The 20932-nt window shown below is 57.5% G+C and carries 22 protein-coding genes and 2 pseudogenes; 17 read left to right on the forward strand and 7 right to left on the reverse strand.

All coding sequences use genetic code 11. The annotated features are described in order from the left end of the window. Window positions 1–109: 109 nt before the first annotated feature. The gene (locus HOP44_RS04875; protein ID WP_172251018.1) at window positions 110–670 is read left to right on the forward strand and encodes a hypothetical protein; all 561 of its coding nucleotides are present in this window, start codon (window positions 110–112) and stop codon (window positions 668–670) included. Between the two features lie 69 nt (window positions 671–739). Here the strand turns inward: HOP44_RS04875 and HOP44_RS04880 are convergent, their stop codons facing one another. From HOP44_RS04880 to HOP44_RS04890, 3 genes are all read right to left on the reverse strand, one after another. Further along, window positions 740–1564 (reverse strand): hypothetical protein, encoded by an 825-nt coding sequence (locus HOP44_RS04880; RefSeq protein WP_172251020.1) that lies wholly within the window; start codon window positions 1562–1564, stop codon window positions 740–742. Continuing rightward, window positions 1545–2132 carry an RNA polymerase sigma factor gene (locus tag HOP44_RS04885; protein WP_172193754.1) on the reverse strand — a complete coding sequence of 196 codons (588 nt, stop codon included), beginning with the start codon at window positions 2130–2132 and terminating at the stop codon, window positions 1545–1547. The genes HOP44_RS04880 and HOP44_RS04885 overlap by 20 nt, the downstream gene beginning before the upstream one ends. A gap of 278 nt (window positions 2133–2410) precedes the next feature. Further along, the gene (locus tag HOP44_RS04890) at window positions 2411–3214 is read right to left on the reverse strand and encodes a TraR/DksA C4-type zinc finger protein (RefSeq protein WP_172251022.1); all 804 of its coding nucleotides are present in this window, start codon (window positions 3212–3214) and stop codon (window positions 2411–2413) included. Window positions 3215–3463: 249 nt separating this feature from the next. Between HOP44_RS04890 and HOP44_RS04895 the strand changes: the two genes are divergently transcribed. Next, the gene (locus tag HOP44_RS04895; RefSeq protein ID WP_172251024.1) at window positions 3464–4606 is read left to right on the forward strand and encodes a zinc-dependent alcohol dehydrogenase; all 1143 of its coding nucleotides are present in this window, start codon (window positions 3464–3466) and stop codon (window positions 4604–4606) included. 155 nt (window positions 4607–4761) lie between these two features. Here the strand turns inward: HOP44_RS04895 and HOP44_RS04900 are convergent, their stop codons facing one another. Beyond that, the gene (locus tag HOP44_RS04900; protein WP_172251026.1) at window positions 4762–5994 is read right to left on the reverse strand and encodes an aminopeptidase; all 1233 of its coding nucleotides are present in this window, start codon (window positions 5992–5994) and stop codon (window positions 4762–4764) included. 228 nt (window positions 5995–6222) lie between these two features. On the opposite strand from HOP44_RS04900, the gene HOP44_RS04905 reads away from it, so the two are divergent. After that, on the forward strand, window positions 6223–7191 hold the full coding sequence (locus tag HOP44_RS04905; protein WP_172251028.1) for a glycoside hydrolase family 43 protein: 969 nt from the start codon (window positions 6223–6225) through the stop codon (window positions 7189–7191). Window positions 7192–7327: 136 nt separating this feature from the next. On the opposite strand, the gene HOP44_RS04910 is transcribed toward HOP44_RS04905, so the two are convergent. Then, the gene (locus tag HOP44_RS04910; protein WP_172251030.1) at window positions 7328–8380 is read right to left on the reverse strand and encodes an NAD(P)/FAD-dependent oxidoreductase; all 1053 of its coding nucleotides are present in this window, start codon (window positions 8378–8380) and stop codon (window positions 7328–7330) included. Between the two features lie 361 nt (window positions 8381–8741). Between HOP44_RS04910 and HOP44_RS04915 the strand changes: the two genes are divergently transcribed. From HOP44_RS04915 to modB, 3 genes are all read left to right on the forward strand, one after another. Next, entirely contained in the window at window positions 8742–9338 is a 597-nt protein-coding gene (locus HOP44_RS04915) for a protoporphyrinogen/coproporphyrinogen oxidase (RefSeq protein WP_343059765.1), read from the forward strand. A 98-nt stretch (window positions 9339–9436) separates the two neighbouring features. After that, entirely contained in the window at window positions 9437–10363 is a 927-nt protein-coding gene (gene modA, locus HOP44_RS04920) for a molybdate ABC transporter substrate-binding protein (RefSeq protein ID WP_172251032.1), read from the forward strand. Further along, window positions 10360–11046 carry a molybdate ABC transporter permease subunit gene (gene modB, locus HOP44_RS04925; RefSeq protein ID WP_172251034.1) on the forward strand — a complete coding sequence of 229 codons (687 nt, stop codon included), beginning with the start codon at window positions 10360–10362 and terminating at the stop codon, window positions 11044–11046. The genes modA and modB overlap by 4 nt, the downstream gene beginning before the upstream one ends. 139 nt (window positions 11047–11185) lie before the next feature. On the opposite strand, the gene HOP44_RS04930 is transcribed toward modB, so the two are convergent. Then, window positions 11186–12067: an SDR family oxidoreductase gene (locus HOP44_RS04930; protein ID WP_172251036.1), complete on the reverse strand. Its 882-nt coding sequence runs from the start codon at window positions 12065–12067 to the stop codon at window positions 11186–11188. Between the two features lie 111 nt (window positions 12068–12178). Here HOP44_RS04930 and HOP44_RS04935 point away from each other — a divergent pair, with 111 nt between their 5' ends. The 5 genes and pseudogenes from HOP44_RS04935 (at window position 12179) to HOP44_RS04955 (ending at window position 15845) form a co-directional block, all read left to right on the forward strand. Continuing rightward, the gene (locus HOP44_RS04935) at window positions 12179–12595 is read left to right on the forward strand and encodes a MerR family transcriptional regulator (RefSeq protein ID WP_172251038.1); all 417 of its coding nucleotides are present in this window, start codon (window positions 12179–12181) and stop codon (window positions 12593–12595) included. Between the two features lie 38 nt (window positions 12596–12633). Next, a pseudogene (locus HOP44_RS04940) lies at window positions 12634–12889 on the forward strand (hypothetical protein); the annotation flags it as partial. A 222-nt stretch (window positions 12890–13111) separates the two neighbouring features. Further along, window positions 13112–14145, forward strand: a pseudogene (locus HOP44_RS04945) (MFS transporter). A gap of 79 nt (window positions 14146–14224) precedes the next feature. Further along, a complete protein-coding gene (locus tag HOP44_RS04950) occupies window positions 14225–15259 on the forward strand; it encodes a ThiF family adenylyltransferase (RefSeq protein ID WP_172251040.1) in 1035 nt (344 codons plus the stop codon). A 55-nt stretch (window positions 15260–15314) separates the two neighbouring features. Next, window positions 15315–15845, forward strand: coding sequence for a MogA/MoaB family molybdenum cofactor biosynthesis protein (locus HOP44_RS04955; RefSeq protein ID WP_181286067.1), 531 nt, complete (start codon window positions 15315–15317; stop codon window positions 15843–15845). Window positions 15846–16025: 180 nt separating this feature from the next. On the opposite strand, the gene moaC is transcribed toward HOP44_RS04955, so the two are convergent. After that, window positions 16026–16517 (reverse strand): cyclic pyranopterin monophosphate synthase MoaC, encoded by a 492-nt coding sequence (gene moaC, locus HOP44_RS04960; RefSeq protein ID WP_172251042.1) that lies wholly within the window; start codon window positions 16515–16517, stop codon window positions 16026–16028. Between the two features lie 65 nt (window positions 16518–16582). On the opposite strand from moaC, the gene HOP44_RS04965 reads away from it, so the two are divergent. The 6 genes from HOP44_RS04965 to moaA are packed head-to-tail and all read left to right on the forward strand — an operon-like array spanning window position 16583 to window position 20830. Further along, window positions 16583–17827, forward strand: a complete 1245-nt coding sequence (locus HOP44_RS04965; protein WP_172251044.1) for a molybdopterin molybdotransferase MoeA — start codon at window positions 16583–16585, stop codon at window positions 17825–17827. Beyond that, window positions 17815–18468, forward strand: a complete 654-nt coding sequence (gene mobB, locus HOP44_RS04970) for a molybdopterin-guanine dinucleotide biosynthesis protein B (protein WP_172251046.1) — start codon at window positions 17815–17817, stop codon at window positions 18466–18468. The genes HOP44_RS04965 and mobB overlap by 13 nt, the downstream gene beginning before the upstream one ends. Further along, on the forward strand, window positions 18455–18943 hold the full coding sequence (locus tag HOP44_RS04975) for a molybdenum cofactor biosynthesis protein MoaE (RefSeq protein WP_172251048.1): 489 nt from the start codon (window positions 18455–18457) through the stop codon (window positions 18941–18943). The genes mobB and HOP44_RS04975 overlap by 14 nt, the downstream gene beginning before the upstream one ends. Then, complete coding sequence (moaD, locus tag HOP44_RS04980) at window positions 18940–19173, forward strand: molybdopterin converting factor subunit 1 (protein WP_172193727.1); 234 nt, start codon at window positions 18940–18942, stop codon at window positions 19171–19173. Before HOP44_RS04975 ends, moaD begins: the two co-directional genes overlap by 4 nt. After that, the gene (locus HOP44_RS04985) at window positions 19170–19775 is read left to right on the forward strand and encodes a molybdenum cofactor guanylyltransferase (RefSeq protein ID WP_172251050.1); all 606 of its coding nucleotides are present in this window, start codon (window positions 19170–19172) and stop codon (window positions 19773–19775) included. Before moaD ends, HOP44_RS04985 begins: the two co-directional genes overlap by 4 nt. Window positions 19776–19813: 38 nt before the next feature. Continuing rightward, window positions 19814–20830: a GTP 3',8-cyclase MoaA gene (gene moaA, locus HOP44_RS04990; RefSeq protein ID WP_281367767.1), complete on the forward strand. Its 1017-nt coding sequence runs from the start codon at window positions 19814–19816 to the stop codon at window positions 20828–20830. Window positions 20831–20932 lie beyond the last annotated feature (102 nt).

Consider the following 20932-nt stretch of genomic DNA (forward strand, 5'->3'; position numbering starts at 1 on the left):
ATAACCCGTCAAAATAACTTTATCAAAAATGGAGAAAACAGGAACCTTTCGGGTTCCTGTTTCGTTATATAGGCATATCATGCATTTACATAGAAAAAGGGGGATGAAAATGAACCCGCATAAACAAAGGTCGCTTTCCAAATTTCTGGCGGTTCCCGCTTCGGCATTCCTGTTGGTTTATCTGCTGGTTCCCGGCATCGGACAGGCCGAAGAAGTACCGGAAGATCCGCTGCCTACCGCTTTGGAACAGCAGACTTTCAGTTCGTTCGGACTGCCCCAGCTGCCCGGCGCTTTGACGCCGCCGCCGCCGCTGTCTCCTTCGGCCAATTCCAGGCAGGATTTAATTCATAACAAGTATTTAAAGAACGGAATGAGCAGCCTTCAAATCGAAGGAGAGACTGCGGTTCATATCTCGGCAACGACAATCGCTTCGGCTGACGCTTCCCAATCCGGCGTGACCGCCTCGCTTCAGCGCTGGACCGGAAACAGCTGGGTGGAAGAAGCAGGTCCGATGTCGAGCAGCTCGCTGTCCGGTTCCAGTACGCTGAATTTCAACAAGAGCCTGATCAAAGGCTACTATTACCGGATCAAGTCGGAACATTGGGCTTCCGGCGGCGGCATGCGTGAATCAAGTACGGTCTTCAGCAGTACGCTGCTGGTCAGCGAATAGAACCGGCAGAACCGCCTAAGCTTAAGGCACGCCAAAACCGCCTGCCCAAGAAGACAAGCGGTTCCCGGATCACGAAGCTCCGTCTATCATATGGGCGGCGATCCCGATCAATTCTTCTTCGCTCAGCATTCCGTAAATGAAAATATCGAGTTCTCCGCGAATCAGGTGGACCGTATCTTCGCCTTCCTGATCGGCATACTGCGCGGTGAGTCCATTATTCAGATCGACCTGCTTGACCTTGTCCGTACCGAAGCTGTACGTGCCGTTCGGTCCGTTAAGGCGGCTGACATGAATCGTTGCATTCCGCTCGCTGCCCGATTCGTAGTAGAGCGTAAGCACATCGGGAGACGATCCGTCGTCCGGAACGCCGAGCGTTACTTTTTTTAAAGTCAGATCGGAAGGGATCTCAGGGAACTGCGGCATGGGGAAAGCCAGACGCTGACGGGCTTCCTGCAGACTCGTCTCCTGATTTTCGTAGCGGACAACGGTCTCTTCAACTTCGCCTGGCAGTTCCGCACGGGAAGAAGTCGGCTGTTCGACGCCATCGGGAGGAGGGGGAGTAAGCGCTCCTTCGGTATCGAGCTTCTTGTTTTCACCGGTAACCAGCACAGTCTCTCCGCCGCCGCCCCAGGTATAGAGCTTCTGATAGAGCGGTGTCAATGCGCCGGTCCGGACCGGCTCGGAGAAAGCGACCGATCCGAACAGGATCAGACCCGCCGCCGCACCCGTCAGACGGAGAGTCCGTTTACGGCGCCTTCTTGCCTGTGTTTGTTGACGATGTTTTTGCACGCGCTGCCAGGCGGCCCGGCGGGATTCCGGGTCGACCGGGGAGGCCGAATTCACAGCCCGGTCGAATGCCTCGTCGAAAAGTTCGTCAAATTTTTCGTTGTTCATCGCTGCCCTCCCATTCCTTGCGCAGCACTTTGCGCATATTTTCCCTCGCCCTGAACAATCTTTGTCGGATGATATCTTCGCTTGTGCCCAGCGAATCGGCGATTTCCTTGTAGGACATTCCGTACTTCCAGCGATAGAGGATAATGGCCCGGTATTCCGGCTTCATCCCTTGAAGATGCCGCAGGATCGCTTCTTCCATCATTCGGACTTCGACCGCCTTCTCGGGCGAAGTGCCGAAATCCTGTCTGGCCTCTATATGATTAAGAACGCTGTCCGCGTCTACATGGTTACGGTGTCTTTTATTTTTTCTCAAATCATTGATTGCGCTGTTGCGCGTGACCACCTTCAACCAGGCAAAAAACTTGGATTCGTTGTCGAATTCCGGCCGGCTTCCGATCAGTTTCAGGAAAGCTTCCTGGATCACATCTTCGGCGGCCGCATGATCTCTTACAATATAGAAGATCGCTCCGTATGCCAGATCGTAATATTCGTTATAGATCAGCTCCTGCATGCCTTCATCCAGTTCATCGAAGCCATGGGTAAGGAGCATCTGAAGATGTTGAGCCATATGTACTCCTTCCTCGGTTCCTGTAATGTCCATTCGAAACGGACTATTCCTTACCGGTTTATCTTCCACAGTGGAAGAAAATAGTTCATCATTCTCCATATTCTACACGAAATAAGGAAGAAGGTGGGCTTTTTTTATTACATCGCCTGCGGATAGCCGTTTGTTTTCTGAAGGTTGCGCCGCCAAAAAGAAGCACATCAAAAGACCCGGCAGCTTCCGCTGCCGGGTCTTTTGATCGTAGTTTGTCTGCTTAAATCGGATTGCGTGTAAAATTTTGTCTATTCGTCGCTGCTGCGCTTGCCGGTCTGCGTGCCCTGCTGCTCCGCGGCACGGATCAATGATTCTTCGTCTTCGGCCGAGACATCGATCTCCGCAATGCCTTCGCCTTCGCCGGCTTCCACATAACGGCGCTCTGCCGGTGTCATCTCGACGCTGCGGTTGCCTTCGGCCATATCGTTGCCGGTGAAGTTCTCATAAGGTTCTACCGTACCTTCGCCTACATTGTTCTCGCTGGACATTTCATTGTAGCTTTCCACATCGCGCTTGGTAGACATCGCAGGGGAGTCGGCGTTGCCGTAGCTTTCGACCGCCTGCCAGGCATTGGCGTCATCGAATTTGCCGGCGTGCTGCTGACGATTCTCGCCCGCGCCGGATGGGGGCGAAGTCATCACGTCTTCTTCCACAGGGCGGTAATCGGTAATCGGAGCATTTTCCGGCGTGGTCTCCACGTTATAAGCCGTATAAGGAACCGCTTCTAGACGTTCGAACGGAATTTCCTTGCCGGTCGTGGCGTCGATGCCGTATGTGCCGTCTTCCATCCGTTTGAGCGCGTCATTGACTTCATCGAGCCGGTCGGACAGATCGGAATCGATCGCCATATCCCGTCCACGTTCGAATTCCTCGGTACCGAGATCGCCCGGGTGGTTGTCGACAGCCGTAAGTTCGCCGGTCGATACGCGGATCGAAGTCTCGAAGCCTTCCGTCGTGTTCTCGGAGTTGTCGAAATGCTGTTCCAGTTCGCTTTTGCGTTCCAACAGCAGCTGCTTCAGTTGATCTATTTGCGAGTCGTTTAAATGTTTCATGATTTCTTCCTCCATTCGTGTTGGCACGCTTGAACGGGCTTGTATTCCCGGGTGCTTCTTTCCTTTCTATACCCGTACCATAGACAAACCAATCTTGCGGGCGGGTGGAGAGGGAGAAGAGACTTAATCGTAATTCACCCTAAAAGCGCTTAAGTGTTAGCTGCCGCTCCAATCGGGTTAAATGAGAAAAAGAAAGCCCCTAGCACATTTTCAAAATCCAATCCCATCCATAAGGAGCGATCAGCGATTATGAAAGCACTCACTTATCAGGGCAAGCGTAAAGTCAAAGTCAAGGATGTGGCTACGCCCAAGCTGGAGAAAAAAGACGACATTATCATTCGCGTGACGTCGACTTCCATATGCGGGTCCGATCTGCATCTGTTCAACGGAGAAATACCGGGCATGAACGACGATTACATCATCGGACACGAACCGATGGGCATCGTCGAAGAAATCGGTCCGGAAGTCACGCACGTCAAAAAGGGCGACCGCGTCATTATTCCGTTCAACGTCTCCTGCGGACAATGTTTCTTCTGTCAAAACCAGATGGAAAGCCAATGCGACAACGCCAACGACAATCCGGCCAAAGATACGGGCGCGATGCTGGGCTATTCCCATACGTACGGCGGTTTTGCCGGGGGACAGGCGGAGCTGCTGCGGGTGCCGTACGGCAACTTCGGACCGCTGGTCATCCCGAACGACGCCGAAGTGACGGACGAGCAGGTCCTGTTCTTGTCGGACGTTATTCCGACCGCTTATTGGAGTGTGGATAACGCCGGCGTCAAAAAAGGCGATACGGTCATTGTGCTCGGCTGCGGACCAATCGGGCTGATGGTGCAGAAATTCGCTTGGCAAAAAGGCGCGTCCCGCGTCATCGCGGTTGATCACGTGGAATACCGCCTGGAGCATGCCCGCCGCACGAACAAAGTGGAAACGTTCAACTTTATGGAGAACGACGATCTCGACAAACATCTGCTGGAGATCACGAGCGGCGGCGCGGATGTCGTCATCGACTGCGTCGGCCTCGATTCCGAGAAGACGTTCATGGAAAAAGTCGAAACGAAGCTCAAACTGCAGGGCGGAGGACTGGGCGCGTTCCATATGGCTTCGAACGTCGTGCGCAAATTCGGCACGATCCAGGTGACGGGCGTGTACGGACTGCGCTACAACAACTTCCCGTTCGGCCATATCTTCGAGCGCAACGTGACGATCAAGACGGGCCAGGCACCGGTCATACACTATATGCCGGAGCTGTTCAACCAGATCAAGACCGGTCAGCTCGACCCGACGGACATCATTACGCATCGCCTTCCGTTGGATGAAGCCGAGCATGCCTACGATATTTTCGACAGCAAGAAAGAAGACTGCATCAAAGTCATCTTGAAGCCGTAAAGGCGCCAACGAATCGTATAAGGAGCCGGGCTTCGGCTTAAGTCGGCCATTCGTCCGGTTTTCGGGCAAGCATACTGAAAAGCCCTCCGACTTCCCGCAAGGGAAGAGGAGGGCTTTTGGCGTGCCCGCATGATGCGGGCACGAGATTCGATGATTTAGAACGCCCAGCTGCCGCCGCGGAAGACCGGTTCGGCGCTGCCATCCTGCGTGATACCGTCGATGTTCATTTCGGCGGAGCCGATCATGAAGTCGACGTGCGTAATGCTCTGGTTAATGCCGGCTTCGGCCAGCTCTTCGCGGGACATCGTTTTGCCGCCTTCGATATTGAACGCGTAGGCGCTGCCGATCGCGAGGTGGTTCGAAGCATTCTCGTCGAACAGCGTATTATAGTAGAGAATGCCCGAATCGGAAATCGGAGATTTATGCGGCACGAGCGCCACTTCGCCGATATAATGCGAACCTTCGTCCATTTCGACGAGACGTTTGAGCGTCTCAAGGCCCTGCTCCGCCTTCACGTCGACGATACGTCCGTTCTCGAACGTCAGCGTGAAGTTGTCGATGATATTGCCGCCGTAGCTGAGCGGCTTCGTGCTGGACACGGTGCCGCTTACGCCCGTCTTGAGCGCGGCCGTGAACACTTCTTCGGTTGGCATGTTGGCTACAAATGCGGATCCGCGTTCGCTTTCGCTGTCGGCTGCGACCCACAGATGCGTGGACGGCAGTTCGATCGTCAGATCGGTACCCGGCGCGGTGTAATGCAGCGCTTTGTATTTCTTGTCGTTGAGATACGCCGCTTTGGCGGTCAGAGTCTCGATATGCTGCTGCCAAGCCGCAACCGGATCCGGCTGATCGACGCGGACCGCTTTGAAGATCGCGTCCCACATCGCCGGGATTTGTTCTTCTTCCGGCAGGTGAGGGAACACTTTGGCTGCCCAGGCAGCCGAAGGAACGGCCACGATCGACCAGGCGAGCTTGTCGGACTGCACGTATTGGCGGTATTTGCTCAGCGCTTCGCCGGATACTTTTTGCAGCGTCGAGATCCGGGAAGGATCCACGCCGCTCAGCAGGTCGGGATTATTCGAGACGACCGCGAGCATGGCGCCGCCGTTCTCCGCGAGTTCTTCGCGTTCCGCCGCCATCCATTTCGGCGCGATTTCGAACGAGTCGTCGGGAGCGAGATCGTAGCGCATCCGCGTAATGGCTTCGTCGGCCAGATTGACTTTGACCAATTTGGCACCTGCCGCGTAAGCGTGCTTCACGACAAGACGTACGTATTCGAGCGAATCCGCGCTGGCGTCGATCATCAGAATCTGTCCGGGCTGTACATTCACACCGACTTTGACTGCGAGTTCGGCGTATTTGTTAAGGTTCGTTTGAAAATCCGACATGAGAGTCCTCCGTTTCGTCACTTGCTTGAATAAGATAAAAGCTATGCTTTCCATTGTACAAGATCACGCAGGGAAAGGAAATCTAACATTGGTTAATTCGAAGCGGAAAGGAAGAGGATTTCTGTGAAACCCATAGATTTTGCGCGATAAAGCAGGAACCCGAAATACGGAAAGCGAAGTTTGAAGCATTCAAGGCATCGTCCAATTTCTCAGCCAAAGGAGCTTCTCATGAAACCGACCTTTCACCAGCCGCTTGTCACGCATCTGTATACCGCCGATCCGTCCGCTCACGTTTTTGAAGGCCGAATTTATATCTATCCTTCGCACGATCTGGATCACGACGAACCCAGCAACGACAGCGGGGATCAATACAAGATGGAAGACTACCACGTGTTCTCGATGTCGAATACGGTTTCGCCGGTGGTGGACCATGGAGAAGTGCTGCATGTGCGCGATGTTCCCTGGGCTTCCCGGCAGATGTGGGCTCCCGACGCGGCTTACCGAAACGGCCGTTATTATCTCTTTTTTCCCGCGCGGGACCATGAAGGCGTTTTCCGGATCGGCGTCGCGACTTCGGACTCGCCGGCGGGACCGTTCCGAGCGGAACCCCATTACATTCCGGGCAGCTTCAGTATCGATCCCGCTGTGTTTATCGACGACGATAACCGGGCGTATCTGTACTTTGGCGGATTATGGGGAGGTCAGCTTGAAAAATGGCGGTCCGGAACGTTCGAACCCGAGCGGGTGGACGGGCCGGCAGCCGGCCAACCGGCTCTGGGACCGCGTGCGGCTCGCCTGAGCGAAGATCTGCTGAATTTTGAAAGTCCGCCTCGTGAGATTTCCATCGTGGACGAAGGGGGAGCAGCCATTACGGCAGACGACGAAGAACGCCGTTATTTCGAAGGTCCGTGGATGCACAAACACCGGGGGCTGTATTATTTGTCTTATTCGACCGGAACGACGCATAAGCTGGTCTATGCGACGTCCGAACATCCGGAAGGGCCTTTCACCTACCGCGGCGTGATTCTGAATCCCGTCATCGGCTGGACGACCCACCATTCCATTGTGGAATTCGAAGACAAATGGTATTTGTTCTATCACGACAGCTCGCTTTCCAAAGGCGTTAATCACAAGCGCTGTATCAAGTTTGCCGAACTTCATTATAACGAGGACGGGTCGATCCGGACTGTACTCTAAGCGCTCCAAGTCCGGCGGGAATCGGCAGGGGCGTCTCCTTGAAACGAATAAATTTGATCGAAAAAGACCCTTGATCCGCATCAAATGCGGGTCAAGGGTCTTTTTGGCTTACGGGATCGTCGATTCGCTCGCTGATCTATTTGTTATACAGTTCATTCATGATTTCGCGGTTTTTTTCTTTGAACAATTCGTTGTGGGAAGAAACCATCCCGTAACCGACCGCATCCGGCTTGATGAACTGCTTGGCTTTGTTCACTGCGTTCGCCGCGTCCTGGAACGCTCCGGCGATCAGGTGAAGTTTGCCGTCATGATGCAGAATGTCGCCGGCCGCGAAAATGCCCGGCACGGACGTCTCGCTCGACGAGGAACCGAGAATCTGATACTCGTTCATCTCGATCTTGATCTCGCTTTTTTTCAGCAGTTCCGTATCGCGCTGGTAACCGTGGCTGATAATGACGTCGTCCACAGCCAGTTCGAATTCCTCGCGGTCTTCATTTTTCTCGAGCAGGACCTTTTCGATCTCCGAATGGTCTTCGCTCGCGATCAACCGCTTGATCGAAGCGCTGAGCAGCAGTTCGACGCCGTTTGCTTTCATCTTCGTAATGTCGGCTTCGTGTCCTTTGATTTCTTCTTTGCGGTAGGTCAGATACACTTTTTTGGCAAAAGGAGCGAGTTCGTTGGCCCAGTCTACGGCCGAATGCCCGCCTCCGGAGATCAGAACCGTCTTGTCTTTGAAGCGGGAGATCGACTTCACGGTATAGTGCAGATTTGTCACTTCGAAGCGTTCCGCTCCTTCGATATCCAGACGGGTCGGATTCAGAATGCCGCCGCCTACGGCGAGAATGATCGATTTGGATCGATGCAGCTCGCCCGAGAGGGTATGCAGCACGAAATGTCCGTCTTCTTCCGTCCGGCTGATCGAGGTCACTTTCTCGTTCAGCACGACGTCGGGCTTGAATGTGAGGCCCTGCTCGACGGTCTGTTCGATCAGCTTCGCCCCGGGCATCGGCGTCAGGCCGCCGACGTCCCAGATCATTTTCTCCGGGTAGACGTGGACTTTGCCGCCGAGAAACGGCTGATACTCAATGATCTTCGTCTTCATTTCGCGCAGCCCGCTATAGAAAGCGGAGAATAACCCCGCGGGCCCTCCGCCGATAATCGTAACGTCCCAGACTTCGATATTTTCCATGTAAATGGGCCTCCTCTATGTATACGAAACTTCGCAGATAATGATAATCAATATCATTAAAGAGTATACCAGCATTTTTCCCTTGAATACAATACCGGTTTTGCAGATTGCCAAGCTTGCGCAGCGAAACCCGTCGCGCCGGCCTGGCGGCTGCACAAAAAAAGCCCGAGAACGGCGCTGCCGTTTTCGGGCTCAGGGTCGCTGAACGATTGCTGAAGATCGGGAAAGAGAAGATTCCTGCCGCTGAAGGGCGGGGCAAAGCAGAATGCGCATATACGGACGATTCGGCAGATGCAGCCAAACCGGCTGGGTATCGGGCTCGTAGCTTCGAAGAGCCGCCTGCTCGGCTAGAAGCACAGCGGTGCGGAGCGCCGGAAAATCGGGAGGTGCAGGGGCGGCTGTCGGCAAAAGCATGTTTTTGTCGTACCGGGGAGGACTGTCGGAACTGATCGCACGCCTCGAAGAAAAACCGCTGGATCAAGGCGCGCGGTTTGTTCAAGGCAGCGGCGCTGCTTCGCTGGCGCGGCTGCTGGGCGAACGGATCGAAGCGTCTTCGCGGCTGCGGAAAATCGATTACGTGTCGGTCGCCAATATTGCGCTGGCTTACCGTACAGCCGACCTGAATATCTCGTTCGAACGTTCCGGATTTCTCGTTCCGCGCAAAGAAGGCAAACGGATCACGGCCTGCACCTGGTCGTCGACCAAGCGGACGCATGTCGCCCCCGAAGGGCAGACGCTGCTGCGGACTTATATCGGCCGCTCGGGTGCGCAGGAATGGACATCCATGAGCGATGCCGAACTGATCGAAGAGGCCCGGCGCGGCCGGCGCGAACTGACGGGACTCGATGCCGATCCCCGGTGGTCGCAGGTCGACCGCTGCTTGTCGGCGATGCCGCAGTATCCGGTCGGTCATGTGATAACCGTTCTCCCGATCGAGCGTTCGAAGGGACAAACCTAGACTGATCGAACAAAATTGTGTATCGTAACGTAATGAGGTGAACAGCCCGGTTCTTCGAGAACGTCTTCGGATACCGCGGCAAAAAGGAGAGGACTTGCATGAACAATCGAACCTTTCTTCGGTTCCTTGGCAGCCGGCATACTTCGGTTGGCCGTACGGGCTTCCGGCGGACGGCGGGCACGGCAGCCGGGTTATGGCTGCCGCTGCTCGCCCTGCTGCTGACCCTGTCGGCCTGCGGCGCCAAGCCGGTCGAACGCGCGGCTTCCGATCCGGAAATCGCCGGGCAGGTATCCGGGTCTGGCAGCTCCGCTGCCGCAGACAAAGCGGATGCCGAACCCGTCACGCTGACCATTTCGGCCGCCGCCAGCCTGACCGATGCGCTGGGAGAGATCGAGCGCACGTATGAAGCATCGCATCCGTACGTCGAACTGGATTTCAACTTCGGCGCTTCCGGCGCCCTTCAGCGGCAGATCGAGCAGGGGGCTCCCGCCGATCTGTTCTTGTCCGCTTCTTCCCGGAATATGCAGGCGCTGCTGGACGGGGGCCTGATTGACGCCAAGCAGGAAACGGACTGGCTGAGCAATACGTTGGTCGCGGTTGCCCCGAATGATTCGCCTCTCTCGAAGATCGAAGATCTGAAAAGCGGCGAAATCAAGCATATCGCGATCGGGATTCCGGACAGCGTGCCGGCCGGCAAGTACGCGCAGGAAGCGCTGACGAACGCCGGACTGTGGGACTCGCTGCAGGGCAGGCTCGTTCAGGGCAAAGACGTCCGCCAGGTGCTGCAGTATACGGAAACCGGCAACGCCGACGTGGGTTTTGTGTACAAGACGGACGCCCTGACTTCCGAACGGGTCAAAATCGCGTTCGATGTCGATCCCGACAGTTACTCGCCGATTCTGTATCCGGTCGGCATCGTCCAAGCGACCCGGCATGAAGAAGCGGCTCAGGCATTCTACGATTACCTGCAAACGCCGGAAGCGTTGCAGGTCCTGAGCGGCTTCGGCTTCTCCGCGGCGCAATGACCCTATTGGCGGAGTTCGGACGAAGCGATTATTGGGCGCCGGTCCGCCTGTCGCTTCAAGTGGCGCTGCTGTCGAGCGTCATTGTGATCGTGTTGGGCACGGCCGCCGCCTGGTGCATGTCGAGGCGCGAACGGTTCCGCGGCAAAACGGTATTGGAGACGCTGTTTATGCTCCCGCTTGTGCTGCCGCCGACCGTAGTCGGCTTTCTGCTGCTGATGCTGCTCGGCCGCCGCAGCGGGCTTGGCGCCCTGATCGAGCGAATCTTTCATTCGCCGATCATTTTCTCCTGGTGGGCGGCGGTGATTGCGGCCGTCGTGGTGGCGTTCCCGCTCGTTTACCGGACGACGGTCGTGGGTTTCGAAGCGGTGGACCGCGACCTGGAAGATGCGGGCCGTTCGATCGGCGCGAACGAGCGCCAGGTGTTCCGGCATATTACGCTGCCGCTGATCCTGCCGTCGCTCAAGACCGCTTACGTGCTGGGCTTCGCCCGCAGTCTCGGCGAATTCGGCGCGACGCTGATGATCGCGGGGAATATTCCCGGACGGACGCAGACGGTCCCGACGGCGATCTATGTAGCCGTGGACGCCGGGCATCTGTCGTCGGCTTGGGCCTGGACGGTTGCGATCGTGGCAATCTCGTTCGTCTTGCTTCTGCTGACGGGGCGTCGGCCGGAGAAGCGCTGAGCGATTCATGAACAGAGAAGGTTCCGCGAATCCGACATAAGAAAGGCCGTTTGCAGCGGAGCGCTCCGCTGCAAACGGCCTTTTTGACGCAAAGAAATCGGGCGGCTCTTAACCGGGGCCAAGCGATGAATCGGGCGGATCAGTCTTTGAAATAATAACCGGCTTCAAGATCCGCCATGAGCCCCGGCTGCTCCGGATGCCAATTCAGCTCCTGCTGCGTCCACGTACTCGATGCAGGGTTATCCGCCGTCGCGGCGAAAGCGATCCATCCGAAATGGGCAGCCGCTTCCTCGGCCGGAATCGAGACGGCCGGCAGGTTCAAGCCGCGCCCGATCGCTTCGGCGATCTCGCGAAAAGCGATCGCGGATTCGCCGACGCCGTGCAGGCGCGTTCCGGCCGGCGCCGACTCCAGCGCCAGGCGGAACAAGCGGGCCGCATCCAGGCGATGCACGGCCGGCCAGCGGTTGGAGCCGTTGCCTACGTAAGCGGAGACGCCTTTATCGCGAGCCGTTTGGACCAGAACGCGGATGAATCCGTAATCGTCCGCGCCGTGCACGGTCGGCGAGAGCCGAACGACCGACGAGCGGATACCGCGTTCACTAAGTTCCGATACGGCTTGTTCGGCATATCTGCCAAGCGAAGCCGGAGCGTCCGCTTCCTTAGCCGGATGACCTTGCTTCATCAGGAGCATGCCCGACGTCAGCACGCATGGGCTGCCCGATCCTTCGAGTGCCGCCCCGATCGCGTCCGTCGCCAAACGATCCGCTTCGACGGACGCCGCAACATCCGAAAAGTCGTGGATATACGCCAAGTGGATCACGCCGTCCGCCGCTTCGGCTCCGCGGCGCAGGCTGTCCAAATCGCCAAGCTCGCCGCGCCAAGGTTCCGCGCCGGCCTGCTTCAAGGTCCCGTCTCCTTTTTGCGAGCGCGAAAGCCCGATTACGCTGTGCCCCGCATCCAACAGCTCCCGCACAACCGCCATACCGATAAATCCTGTCGCTCCCGTAACGAATACTTTCATTTTTCCGCCTCCGTTTATGAATATTTGGGCTGATCCTTCTTCTGCACCGATAGCGTAAACCCTAGAGTGAACTCTATAGCAAGGCTTGATTTTTCATGCTATGATTCGGCTATGGAAAATACCTATTCGAGCAAGCAGGCTTCGGAAGTCACGGGACTGAGTGTCCATGCGCTGCGTTATTACGAAAAAGAAGGACTGATCGACGGAATCCTGCGAGACGAGAACGGCTACCGCGTTTATTCGACTTCGGATATCGCCTGGTTTCAGGTCATTACGTATTTTCGCCGCCTCGGGCTGTCGGTCAACGACATCAAGACGTTCAACGTCCCCAAAGACGGAAGCGCCTCGAGCGCAACGGCGCGGCGTGAATTCATGGAGAATTACCGCGAAAAAGTCGTTGAACAGATGAAAGAACTGCAGGATTCGCTGGAAAAGATCGATTATAAGATCGGATTTTTCAGGGATTTGGAGCGGTTGGAAAGAGCAGGGAAGGAGAATGCGGAGGAAGCAGGCCCGCCAAGCCCGTAGGGGCAAGTTGAAGATTGGCGAAATAGCCGAATCCGGACAATTTTTTCAAACCGGTCGAGAGCTATTCCGGCAATTGGTCGATCCTCGAAGAAAAAAATAGAGAGTGGGAAAATGTCTACCGGCAGCGCTGGTCCCGCGACATACGGCGTCAACTGTACCGGATCGTGCAGTTGGAAAGTGTTCGTCAAGAACGGCATCATTACCTGGGAAAACCAGCAGATCGATTATCCGTCCTGCGGAGCCGACATGCCGGAATTCGAACCGCGCGGCTGTCCGCGGGGAGCGACATTCTCCAACCCGCATGATTTTTTAGGGTTTACCCTGTCGGGGAAAGGGATTCCCCCTATATGCCGTCGGCAGGGCGGTCGATACAATGGGGACAGTAGACCGGTATCGGAGAAACGGAGTTCCGCTCCTTCCGCTTTTCGTGCCGGGCGAACAACTGTCGAAAAGGTGAGTGTAATGATCAAAAAGGTGCAGCTCCCGCTCTAAACGCTGAATTTGACGGTCGGTTTCATGGTCTGGGCAATTATCTCTTCGCTGATGCCGTTCATCAAGGAAGGCATCGCGATTCCGGCAGACCGTCTGGCGATCGTAACGGCCGTTCCGGTCGTACGGGTTCGATTCTGCGTATTCCCCTCGGGTATTACGCCAACGTCATCGGTGCACGGCTCGTTTTCCTGTTCAGTTTTGTGCTTCTGCTGTTTCCCGTGTATGATATCAGCGTAGCCCCATCGATGACCGCGCTGATCATCGGCGGTCTGTTCCTCGGGGCCGGCGGAGCCGTATTCTCGGTAGGCGTCTCCTCGCGGCCCAAGTATTATCCAACGGCCAAACACGGCTTCGTCAACGGCATGTACGGCATGGGCAATACCGGGACGGCTATCAGCACGTTCGCGGCCCCGGTACTTGCAACGCAGATCGGCTGGCAGGCCGCCGTCAAATGGTACCTGGCCCTGCTGCTCTTTATCGTGCTGAACTTCCTGCTGGGCGACCGCAAAGAAGTAAAAGTAAAAACTCCGATCATGGAGCAGATCAAAGGCATCTATAAAAACGAAAAGCTTTGGCTGATCTCGCTGTTCTATTTCATTACCTTTGGCCCGTTCGTGGCCTTCACCGTCTATCTCCCGAACTTCCTGGTTTCGAATTTCGGACTGGACAAAGTCGATGCCGGCATGAGAACCGCCGGTTTTATTGCCATCGCGACCTTCTTCCGTCCGATCGGCGGCTGGCTGGCGATCGCTTTCTGCGCGGGTCTGGGCAACGGAATCATCTTCAAGCTGGTTCCGTTCTACTTCCAGAAGCAGGCGGGGATTGCGAACGGAATCGTATCGATGATGGGCGGTCTGGGCGGATTCTTCCCGCCGATCATGCTGGCGGCCATTCACGGCATCACGGGTCAGTATTCGATCGGATTCATGCCGCTGTCCCAGTTCGCGACGGTCAGCATGGTTCTGGTCTTCTGGCTGTACTTCCAAGACAAGAGAAACCCGGATGCGGTGGGAGGCAGAACGGCTACACAAGCGCAGTCCAAAGCCATGCGCAAATAAGAGGCGGGGAACTTTCCGGCCAAGCAACCAAAGGCCGTCCGGGAATCCCGGGCGGCTTCGTATGCAGGAGGCATGTCAAATGAGTCATTCGCACGAAGAACGCTATTCGCGCCAGATCCGGTTCGCTCCGATCGGCACAATCGGGCAAGAGCGCCTGGCGGATGCCTCCGTGGCCGTGATCGGCTGCGGAGCGCTCGGATCCGCTATCGCCGAACAGCTGACCCGCGCGGGTGTGGGCGAGCTGCATCTGGTCGACCGGGACTATGTGGAATGGTCCAATCTGCAGCGCCAGCAGCTTTTTACGGAAAGCGATGCCGAGCAAATGAAGCCCAAGGTGGAAGCCGCGCGGACAAGACTGCTGGACATCCGTTCCGATCTCAAGCTCCATACGTATTTCGACGATCTCGATATTCCCCTGATCCGCCGATTGGCCGCGGAATGTTCGCTGATCATGGACGCGACCGACAATTTCGAGACCCGGCTGCTGATCGGCGATGCGGCGCTTGAAGCGGGAATTCCGTGGATTTACGGCGCCTGCGTAGGCGGCTCGGGTACGGTCTTTCCGTTTGTTCCAGGGCGCTCCGCATGCTTCCGCTGCCTGATCCCGGTGCTTCCCGCGGCCAACGGCACCTGCGATACCGCCGGCATCATTGCGCCGGCCGTCCAGATGACCGCCGCCATGCAGTGCGCGGAAGCCCTGAAATGGCTCAGCGGAAACCCGGATTCGCTGCGGATCAAAGTGCATCATTTCGATCTCTGGACAGGCACGCAGATGGATACCGGGATTTCCCGGATCCGCCGCGCGGACTGTCCGTCCTGCGGTCCGGATGCGAGCTTCCCCGCGCTGGCCCATGCCGCGGCCAGACCCGCTTACGCGGCGCTCTGCGGACGCGACACCGTGCAGGTGCTTCCGGACCCGGCAAGGCCGCTGACACTGGACGATGCCGAAAGGGTCGGTCTTCGGGTCGGCAGCGATCTTCGGCGCACCCCGCATTTCGTACAGTTTCACGCGATGGGTGCGCGGTTTATTCTGTTCGGCACCGGCAGGCTGCTGATTCACGGCACGGGCAGTGTGGACGAAGGACGCAGACTGCACCGGAAGGTATTCGGATAAGGAAGTGCGAATAAGAGAAGAAGAAATCAGCGGGAAAAAGAAAGGGGAAGGAATCTTGCACGAGTCTGCAGACGAACACAAATCGTCGAACAAGCCAACATCCGGACCGGTTATTTGCCTGGCCGTGCTGACCGTCAGCGACACTCGGACGAAAGAAACGGACAAGAGCGGGCGGCGGATTCTTGAACTGGCCGGTAAAGCGGGGATTGAAGCTGCCGAGTATACGCTGTGCACCGACGATGCGGAAGCGATCCATTCGATTATCGCGGGTTGGCTGCTCAAGCCCGGGATCGACGCGATCGTGACGACCGGAGGCACGGGAATCGCCCAACGGGACGTAACGCTCGAAGCTGCCCGTCCTTTGTTCGAAAAAGAGATCGACGGCTTCGGCGAACTGTTTCGGTATTTGAGTTTTGCCGAAGATATCGGAACGAAGGCGGTCCTCAGCCGAGCCGCGGCCGGTACCGCGCGGGAGAAAGCGATTTTCGTTCTGCCCGGATCGACCGGTGCCGTCACGCTGGCCATGAACCGGATCATTCTGCCGGAAATCCGGCATATCCTGCATGAGTTGACGAAACACCGTTAATCGTATTGTGTGCCGGCGGGCATGGTTGGCAAACCTTCGCGCAGCAGGCCGCCGTCCGGCAGCCCTTACAGACTCCTGCGCAGCGGAGTGGATGCCGCTTTTTCACGCAAAAACCCGGTTTCGGGAAGAGGATGTTTTCTTCGCGCGAACCCGGGTCTGCCAAATAGCGTTGACAAGGAACTAGTCCCGCCGGGAGTAGTCGCCGGATTTGCCTCCGGTCTTCTCCAGCAGCATCGTCGGTCCGATCACCATATCCTTGCCTGCGGCTTTGCACATATCGTAGATCGTGAGCGCCGCCGCGCTGGCCGCGGTCAGCGCCTCCATTTCGACGCCCGTAGGACCTTTGGTCCGGACCGTCGCGTAGAGAAAGACTTCATAGGAGGCCGCCGCTTCGTCGATTTTCCACTCGAATTCGATATCGACGCCGCTGAGCATCAGCGGATGGCACATCGGAATAATCTGCGCCGTATTTTTGGCGGCCATGATTCCGGCGACCTGGGCTACGGCGAGCACATCGCCTTTTTTGCCGCCTCCGCTCCGGATCTGGCGGTAGATGACTTCGTTGACGCGCACCGATGTTGCCGCACGGGCGGTACGCACCGTTTCGTTCTTCTCCGAGACGTCGACCATGCGCGCACGTCCCTGTTCGTTAAAGTGAGTCAATTCGGACAAAACCATCCATCCCTTCATCGTTTGAAGATGAACCCAGTATAGCACGAGAAAAGGAGCGGTCCATCATGGTCGAACTCAGAAATCCGATTTCCGTCAGCGAAGCGATCGCCCGCATAGCGGCGGAAACCCGGCTGCTCGGCAGCGAGCAGATCCCCCTCGGGGAGGCGTACGGACGCATACTGGCGCAGCCGCTGAAAGCCCTGCATGACGTACCCTCTTTTGACCGTTCGCCTTACGACGGCTTTGCGATCCGGGCCGAAGATTCGGCCGAAGCGTCGGGCATGAACCGGATCGCTTTTAAAGTCGTGGACCATATCGGCGCCGGATCCGTTTCTTCGATCCGGATCGGAGCGAACGAGGCGGTCCGCATCATGACCGGCGCGCAGCTGCCCGAAGGAGCCGACGCCGTCGTCATGCTGGAACAGACGCAGGAGGCGGGATCTTCCTTTACGCTTCGCAAGCCGTTCCGGTCCGGCGAGAATATCTCGTTTCGCGGCGAGGATATGCGGCTGGGCGAAGAAATCCTGCCCGCCGGCAGCCTGATCCATCCCGGCACCGTCGCCCTTCTGGCGACCTTCGGCTGCAATCAGGCCGAAGTCGCCAGACTGCCGGTTGTCGGCCTACTCGCAACCGGCACGGAACTGCTGGAAACCGGCGCTCCGCTGGAACCGGGCAAGATCCGCAACAGCAACGGCCCCATGATTGCCGCCCAGCTGAAGCGGATGGGCGTGCCCTGCCGGATGTATGCTGCGGCCGCCGACCGCCTCGAAGATCTGCTCGAGACGGTGCGCGGAGCGCTCGGCGAATGCGACTGCCTCATTACGACAGGCGGCGTATCGGTCGGGGATTTCGACCTGCTGCCTGCCGTGTATGAGTCGCTTGGCGCGAAAGTGCTGTTCAATAAAGTCGCCATGCGTCCGGGCAGCGTCACTACGGTGGCCGCCGCCGGGAAGCAGTTTCTGTTCGGCTTGTCGGGCAATCCGTCGGCCTGCTATACCGGCTTCGAGCTGTTCGCCCGGCCCGCTCTGCTTCGCATGATGGGGGCTCAGCGGATTTATCCGCTGCACACCCGGGCGGTGCTCGGCGAAGATTTTGCCAAGCCGAATCCGTTTATGCGCTTCGTTCGTGCCGTCTATGACGGGCAAACCGTGCGTCCCGCCGGATTCAACAAGTCGAACGCCGTCTCGTCGATCGGACGCGGCAATGCGCTGCTCGTCCTGCCGGGCGGAACGCGCGGCTTCAAAGCCGGAGACTCGGTGGACGTGCTGCTTCCGGGTATGGAAGAAGGGTCGGACCTATGGATGCTGTAACCGGCAGCCAAGGCCAAGAAAGCCGCGGACAAATAGATCCCAAAGAAGCGCCTCCGTATAACGGCCGGGCGAAGAGGCTCCAGGTCGTCGGTTTCAAGAACAGCGGCAAAACGACGCTGACCGAGACGCTGCTTCGCTTTGCGATCGGGCACGGGCTGTGCGCTTCGGCGATCAAGCATCACGGACACGGCGGGGTGCCGGAAGCGCCGCCCGGCGATACCGACGCTTCGCGTCTGTTCCAGGCGGGAGCCGAAAGTTCGATCGTCGCCGGAGGCGGCCAGATTGTACTGCAGGGACGACGCCCGATCGAAGAAGCCGGCAAATTGACCCCGTTGATCCGACTGACCGAGGCTTATGCGCACCCCGATCTGATCCTGATCGAAGGGTTCAAGGCAGAGCCGTATCCCAAGATCGTGCTGCTTCGTTCCCTCGAAGATTGGACGGAGCTGAAGCGGCTGACGAATATTGTATTGATCCTGACCGTAGACGAGGACCTTGCCCGGCATCCCTCGTTATCGATAGAAGCGAAACCGGACGGCGGTTCGAACCCGCGCGTGCTGCCCCGCGCACGGTCCGAAGAGATTGCCGCCTGGTTTACCCACTGGTTGAAAGGAGAACAAGCAGCCGATGAAACCTTATGAGATCGTAACCGAACCGATCGATCCGCAGCGTTACGCCGATTATGTGCTGCGCCCGGAGGCGGGTGCGGTCACTTTGTTTACCGGTCATGTGCGCGAATGGACAAGAGGGATACGAACGCTGTATCTGGCGTATGAAGCTTACGTTCCGATGGCGGAGAAAATGCTGGCGAAGATCGGGGCGGAAATCGATCGGCAGTGGCCCGGCACGCGTACGGCGATCGCACACCGGATCGGCGAACTGAAAATCGGAGAGATCGCGGTCGTGATCGCCGTATCTTCTGCGCATCGCAAAGACGCTTACGAGGCAAACGAATATGCGATCGAACGGATCAAAGAACTCGTTCCGATCTGGAAAAAAGAAATTTGGGAAAACGGGACGGAATGGATCGGCGACCAGCGCGGCAAGCCGGAACCGGATTCCGGACAAGCCGATCCGGCTCCCACGACCCTTAAGCCGAGGAGAGAACTGCCATGATTACGCTGTATTACTTCGCCGGTCTGCGCGAAGCGACGGGCACTGCCCAGGAACAAGCCGAATTGGAAGGCCGGACGGTCGATGAACTGCTGGACTGGGTAAGACACAAATATCCGCACCTCTCGCTCGATGCGGTGCGTGTTGCGGTTAATGAAGAATATGCGCTGCCGGACGATCGGCTGCGCAGCGGAGATACCGCCGCGCTGATTCCGCCGGTTAGCGGCGGATGACGCAGCCGTCCGCGAACCCGATTCCGGGCCGGTCGGTCGGCATTCTGCTTGCGGGCGGATTGTCGCGCCGTTACGGTTCGGCGAAGGCTTTCGCCGAATACGAAGGCCGTTCGTTCCATGAACGCGGGCATGAAGCGCTCTCGGGCGCCTGCGACCTGGTAATCGTCTCCGCCAGCGAAGCGCTGGCTCCGGACTTCCCGGCCGCTTACGAAGTCTGCGCCGATCTGCCGCAGCTTGCAGGCCTCGGCCCGTTGGCCGGCCTGGCCTCGGTTATGCAGCGGTATCCGGCAGAGCGTTATATCGTGCTTCCGTGCGATATGCCCCGAATCGGTCCGCAGGAAATCCGGCGGCTGCGAGCTGCAGCCGAAGACGGCCCGGCGGCCGATATCGCGGCGCTCCGCAGCCCGGAGGCGGGAGATCTTCCGCTGCTGAGCGTCTGGCGCGGCGGACTGGCCGATCTTCTGGAAAAGCGTGTCCTAAGCGGACACCTTGGCGTCATGAAGCTGCTGGCGGAACTCGATACGCTCTGGGTAGACGCTGCGCTTATTCATGCCGATCCGGCGATTTTTCACAACTTTAACGTTCCGCCGGACGCGGGTTAACCCGAAGCGCCGACGAAGGAGAGGAGAGAGGAGAAGCCATGAACCTGCATACGCCTACGGACCGGCTTCGCCGGCCGATCCGCGATCTGCGCATTTCGGTCACCGACCGCTGCAATTTCCGGTGCACCTACTGTATGCCCAAAGAAATTTTCGGCGACGATTTTGCTTTTATGTCCAAGAACGAGCTGCTGACCTTCGAAGAGATCGAGCGCCTGACCCGGCTGTTCGCTTCGATCGGGGTCAAAAAGATCCGTCTGACGGGGGGAGAACCGCTGCTGAGGCGGGGAATGCCCGATCTGGTATCGCGTATTCTGAAGGTGCAAGGCGTGGAAGACGTCGGCCTGACCACCAACGGTCTGCTGCTCGGTGCCCATGCCCGGCCGCTGCACGACGCGGGACTTCGCCGGCTCAATGTCAGTCTGGATGCTCTCGATTCCGAGCTTTTCGGCCGGCTGAACGGACGCGGCATCGATTCGGCCCAGATCCTGCGTCAGATCGAACAGGCGCAGCAGGTAGGATTTGACGTCAAAGTTAATATGGTCGTGCAAAAAGACGCCAACGATGCCGAGATCCTGCCGATGGCCGCTTACTTCAAAGAACGGGGCATTGCGCTGCGGTTTATCGAGTTCATGGATGTCGGCAACGACAACGGCTGGAGCTTCAAGCGCGTCGTGACCAAAAAAGAAATCTTCGAGCGCTTGAGCGCCGTTCATGAACTGGAACCGGTAGAACCGGATTATTTCGGGGAAGTCGCTTCGCGCTACCGGTACGCAGGCACAAACGCCGAAGTAGGTTTCATCACCTCGGTGTCCGAATCGTTCTGCTCGTCCTGCACAAGAGCGCGGCTGTCTTCCAACGGGATTTTCTATACCTGTCTGTTCGCGTCGAGCGGCTTCGACCTGCGCGCACCGCTGCGCGGCGGAGCAAGCGACGAGGAGCTGTTGGAGCAGATTATCGGCGTGTGGGAGGACCGTGCGGATCGCTATTCCGACGAACGCACGGAGCAAACGGCCAAGAATCGCAAAAAGATCAACATGTCCTATATCGGCGGTTGAGAAAGTTTGCATCGAAATTCCGCTCGAGCATCCAAAGAGCGCCGATCACTGATCGGCGCTCTTTTTAACGGTAAAATCGATCGGTCGAAAAGCTGCGTTCAT

Source organism: Saccharibacillus deserti (assembly GCF_013618475.1).
Classification (GTDB): domain Bacteria; phylum Bacillota; class Bacilli; order Paenibacillales; family Paenibacillaceae; genus Saccharibacillus; species Saccharibacillus deserti.

Bases quoted from the DNA above. Each gene is read 5' to 3' on its own strand.
- HOP44_RS04875 (WP_172251018.1), top strand. From the start codon at position 110: ATGAACCCGCATAAACAAAGGTCGCTTTCCAAATTTCTGGCGGTTCCC.
- HOP44_RS04880 (WP_172251020.1), bottom strand. From the start codon at position 1,564: ATGAACAACGAAAAATTTGACGAACTTTTCGACGAGGCATTCGACCGG.
- HOP44_RS04885 (WP_172193754.1), bottom strand. From the start codon at position 2,132: ATGGCTCAACATCTTCAGATGCTCCTTACCCATGGCTTCGATGAACTG.
- HOP44_RS04890 (WP_172251022.1), bottom strand. From the start codon at position 3,214: ATGAAACATTTAAACGACTCGCAAATAGATCAACTGAAGCAGCTGCTG.
- HOP44_RS04895 (WP_172251024.1), top strand. From the start codon at position 3,464: ATGAAAGCACTCACTTATCAGGGCAAGCGTAAAGTCAAAGTCAAGGAT.
- HOP44_RS04900 (WP_172251026.1), bottom strand. From the start codon at position 5,994: ATGTCGGATTTTCAAACGAACCTTAACAAATACGCCGAACTCGCAGTC.
- HOP44_RS04905 (WP_172251028.1), top strand. From the start codon at position 6,223: ATGAAACCGACCTTTCACCAGCCGCTTGTCACGCATCTGTATACCGCC.
- HOP44_RS04910 (WP_172251030.1), bottom strand. From the start codon at position 8,380: ATGGAAAATATCGAAGTCTGGGACGTTACGATTATCGGCGGAGGGCCC.
- modA (WP_172251032.1), top strand. From the start codon at position 9,437: ATGAACAATCGAACCTTTCTTCGGTTCCTTGGCAGCCGGCATACTTCG.
- modB (WP_172251034.1), top strand. From the start codon at position 10,360: ATGACCCTATTGGCGGAGTTCGGACGAAGCGATTATTGGGCGCCGGTC.
- HOP44_RS04930 (WP_172251036.1), bottom strand. From the start codon at position 12,067: ATGAAAGTATTCGTTACGGGAGCGACAGGATTTATCGGTATGGCGGTT.
- HOP44_RS04935 (WP_172251038.1), top strand. From the start codon at position 12,179: ATGGAAAATACCTATTCGAGCAAGCAGGCTTCGGAAGTCACGGGACTG.
- HOP44_RS04950 (WP_172251040.1), top strand. From the start codon at position 14,225: ATGAGTCATTCGCACGAAGAACGCTATTCGCGCCAGATCCGGTTCGCT.
- HOP44_RS04965 (WP_172251044.1), top strand. From the start codon at position 16,583: ATGGTCGAACTCAGAAATCCGATTTCCGTCAGCGAAGCGATCGCCCGC.
- mobB (WP_172251046.1), top strand. From the start codon at position 17,815: ATGGATGCTGTAACCGGCAGCCAAGGCCAAGAAAGCCGCGGACAAATA.
- HOP44_RS04975 (WP_172251048.1), top strand. From the start codon at position 18,455: ATGAAACCTTATGAGATCGTAACCGAACCGATCGATCCGCAGCGTTAC.
- moaD (WP_172193727.1), top strand. From the start codon at position 18,940: ATGATTACGCTGTATTACTTCGCCGGTCTGCGCGAAGCGACGGGCACT.
- HOP44_RS04985 (WP_172251050.1), top strand. From the start codon at position 19,170: ATGACGCAGCCGTCCGCGAACCCGATTCCGGGCCGGTCGGTCGGCATT.
- moaA (WP_281367767.1), top strand. From the start codon at position 19,814: ATGAACCTGCATACGCCTACGGACCGGCTTCGCCGGCCGATCCGCGAT.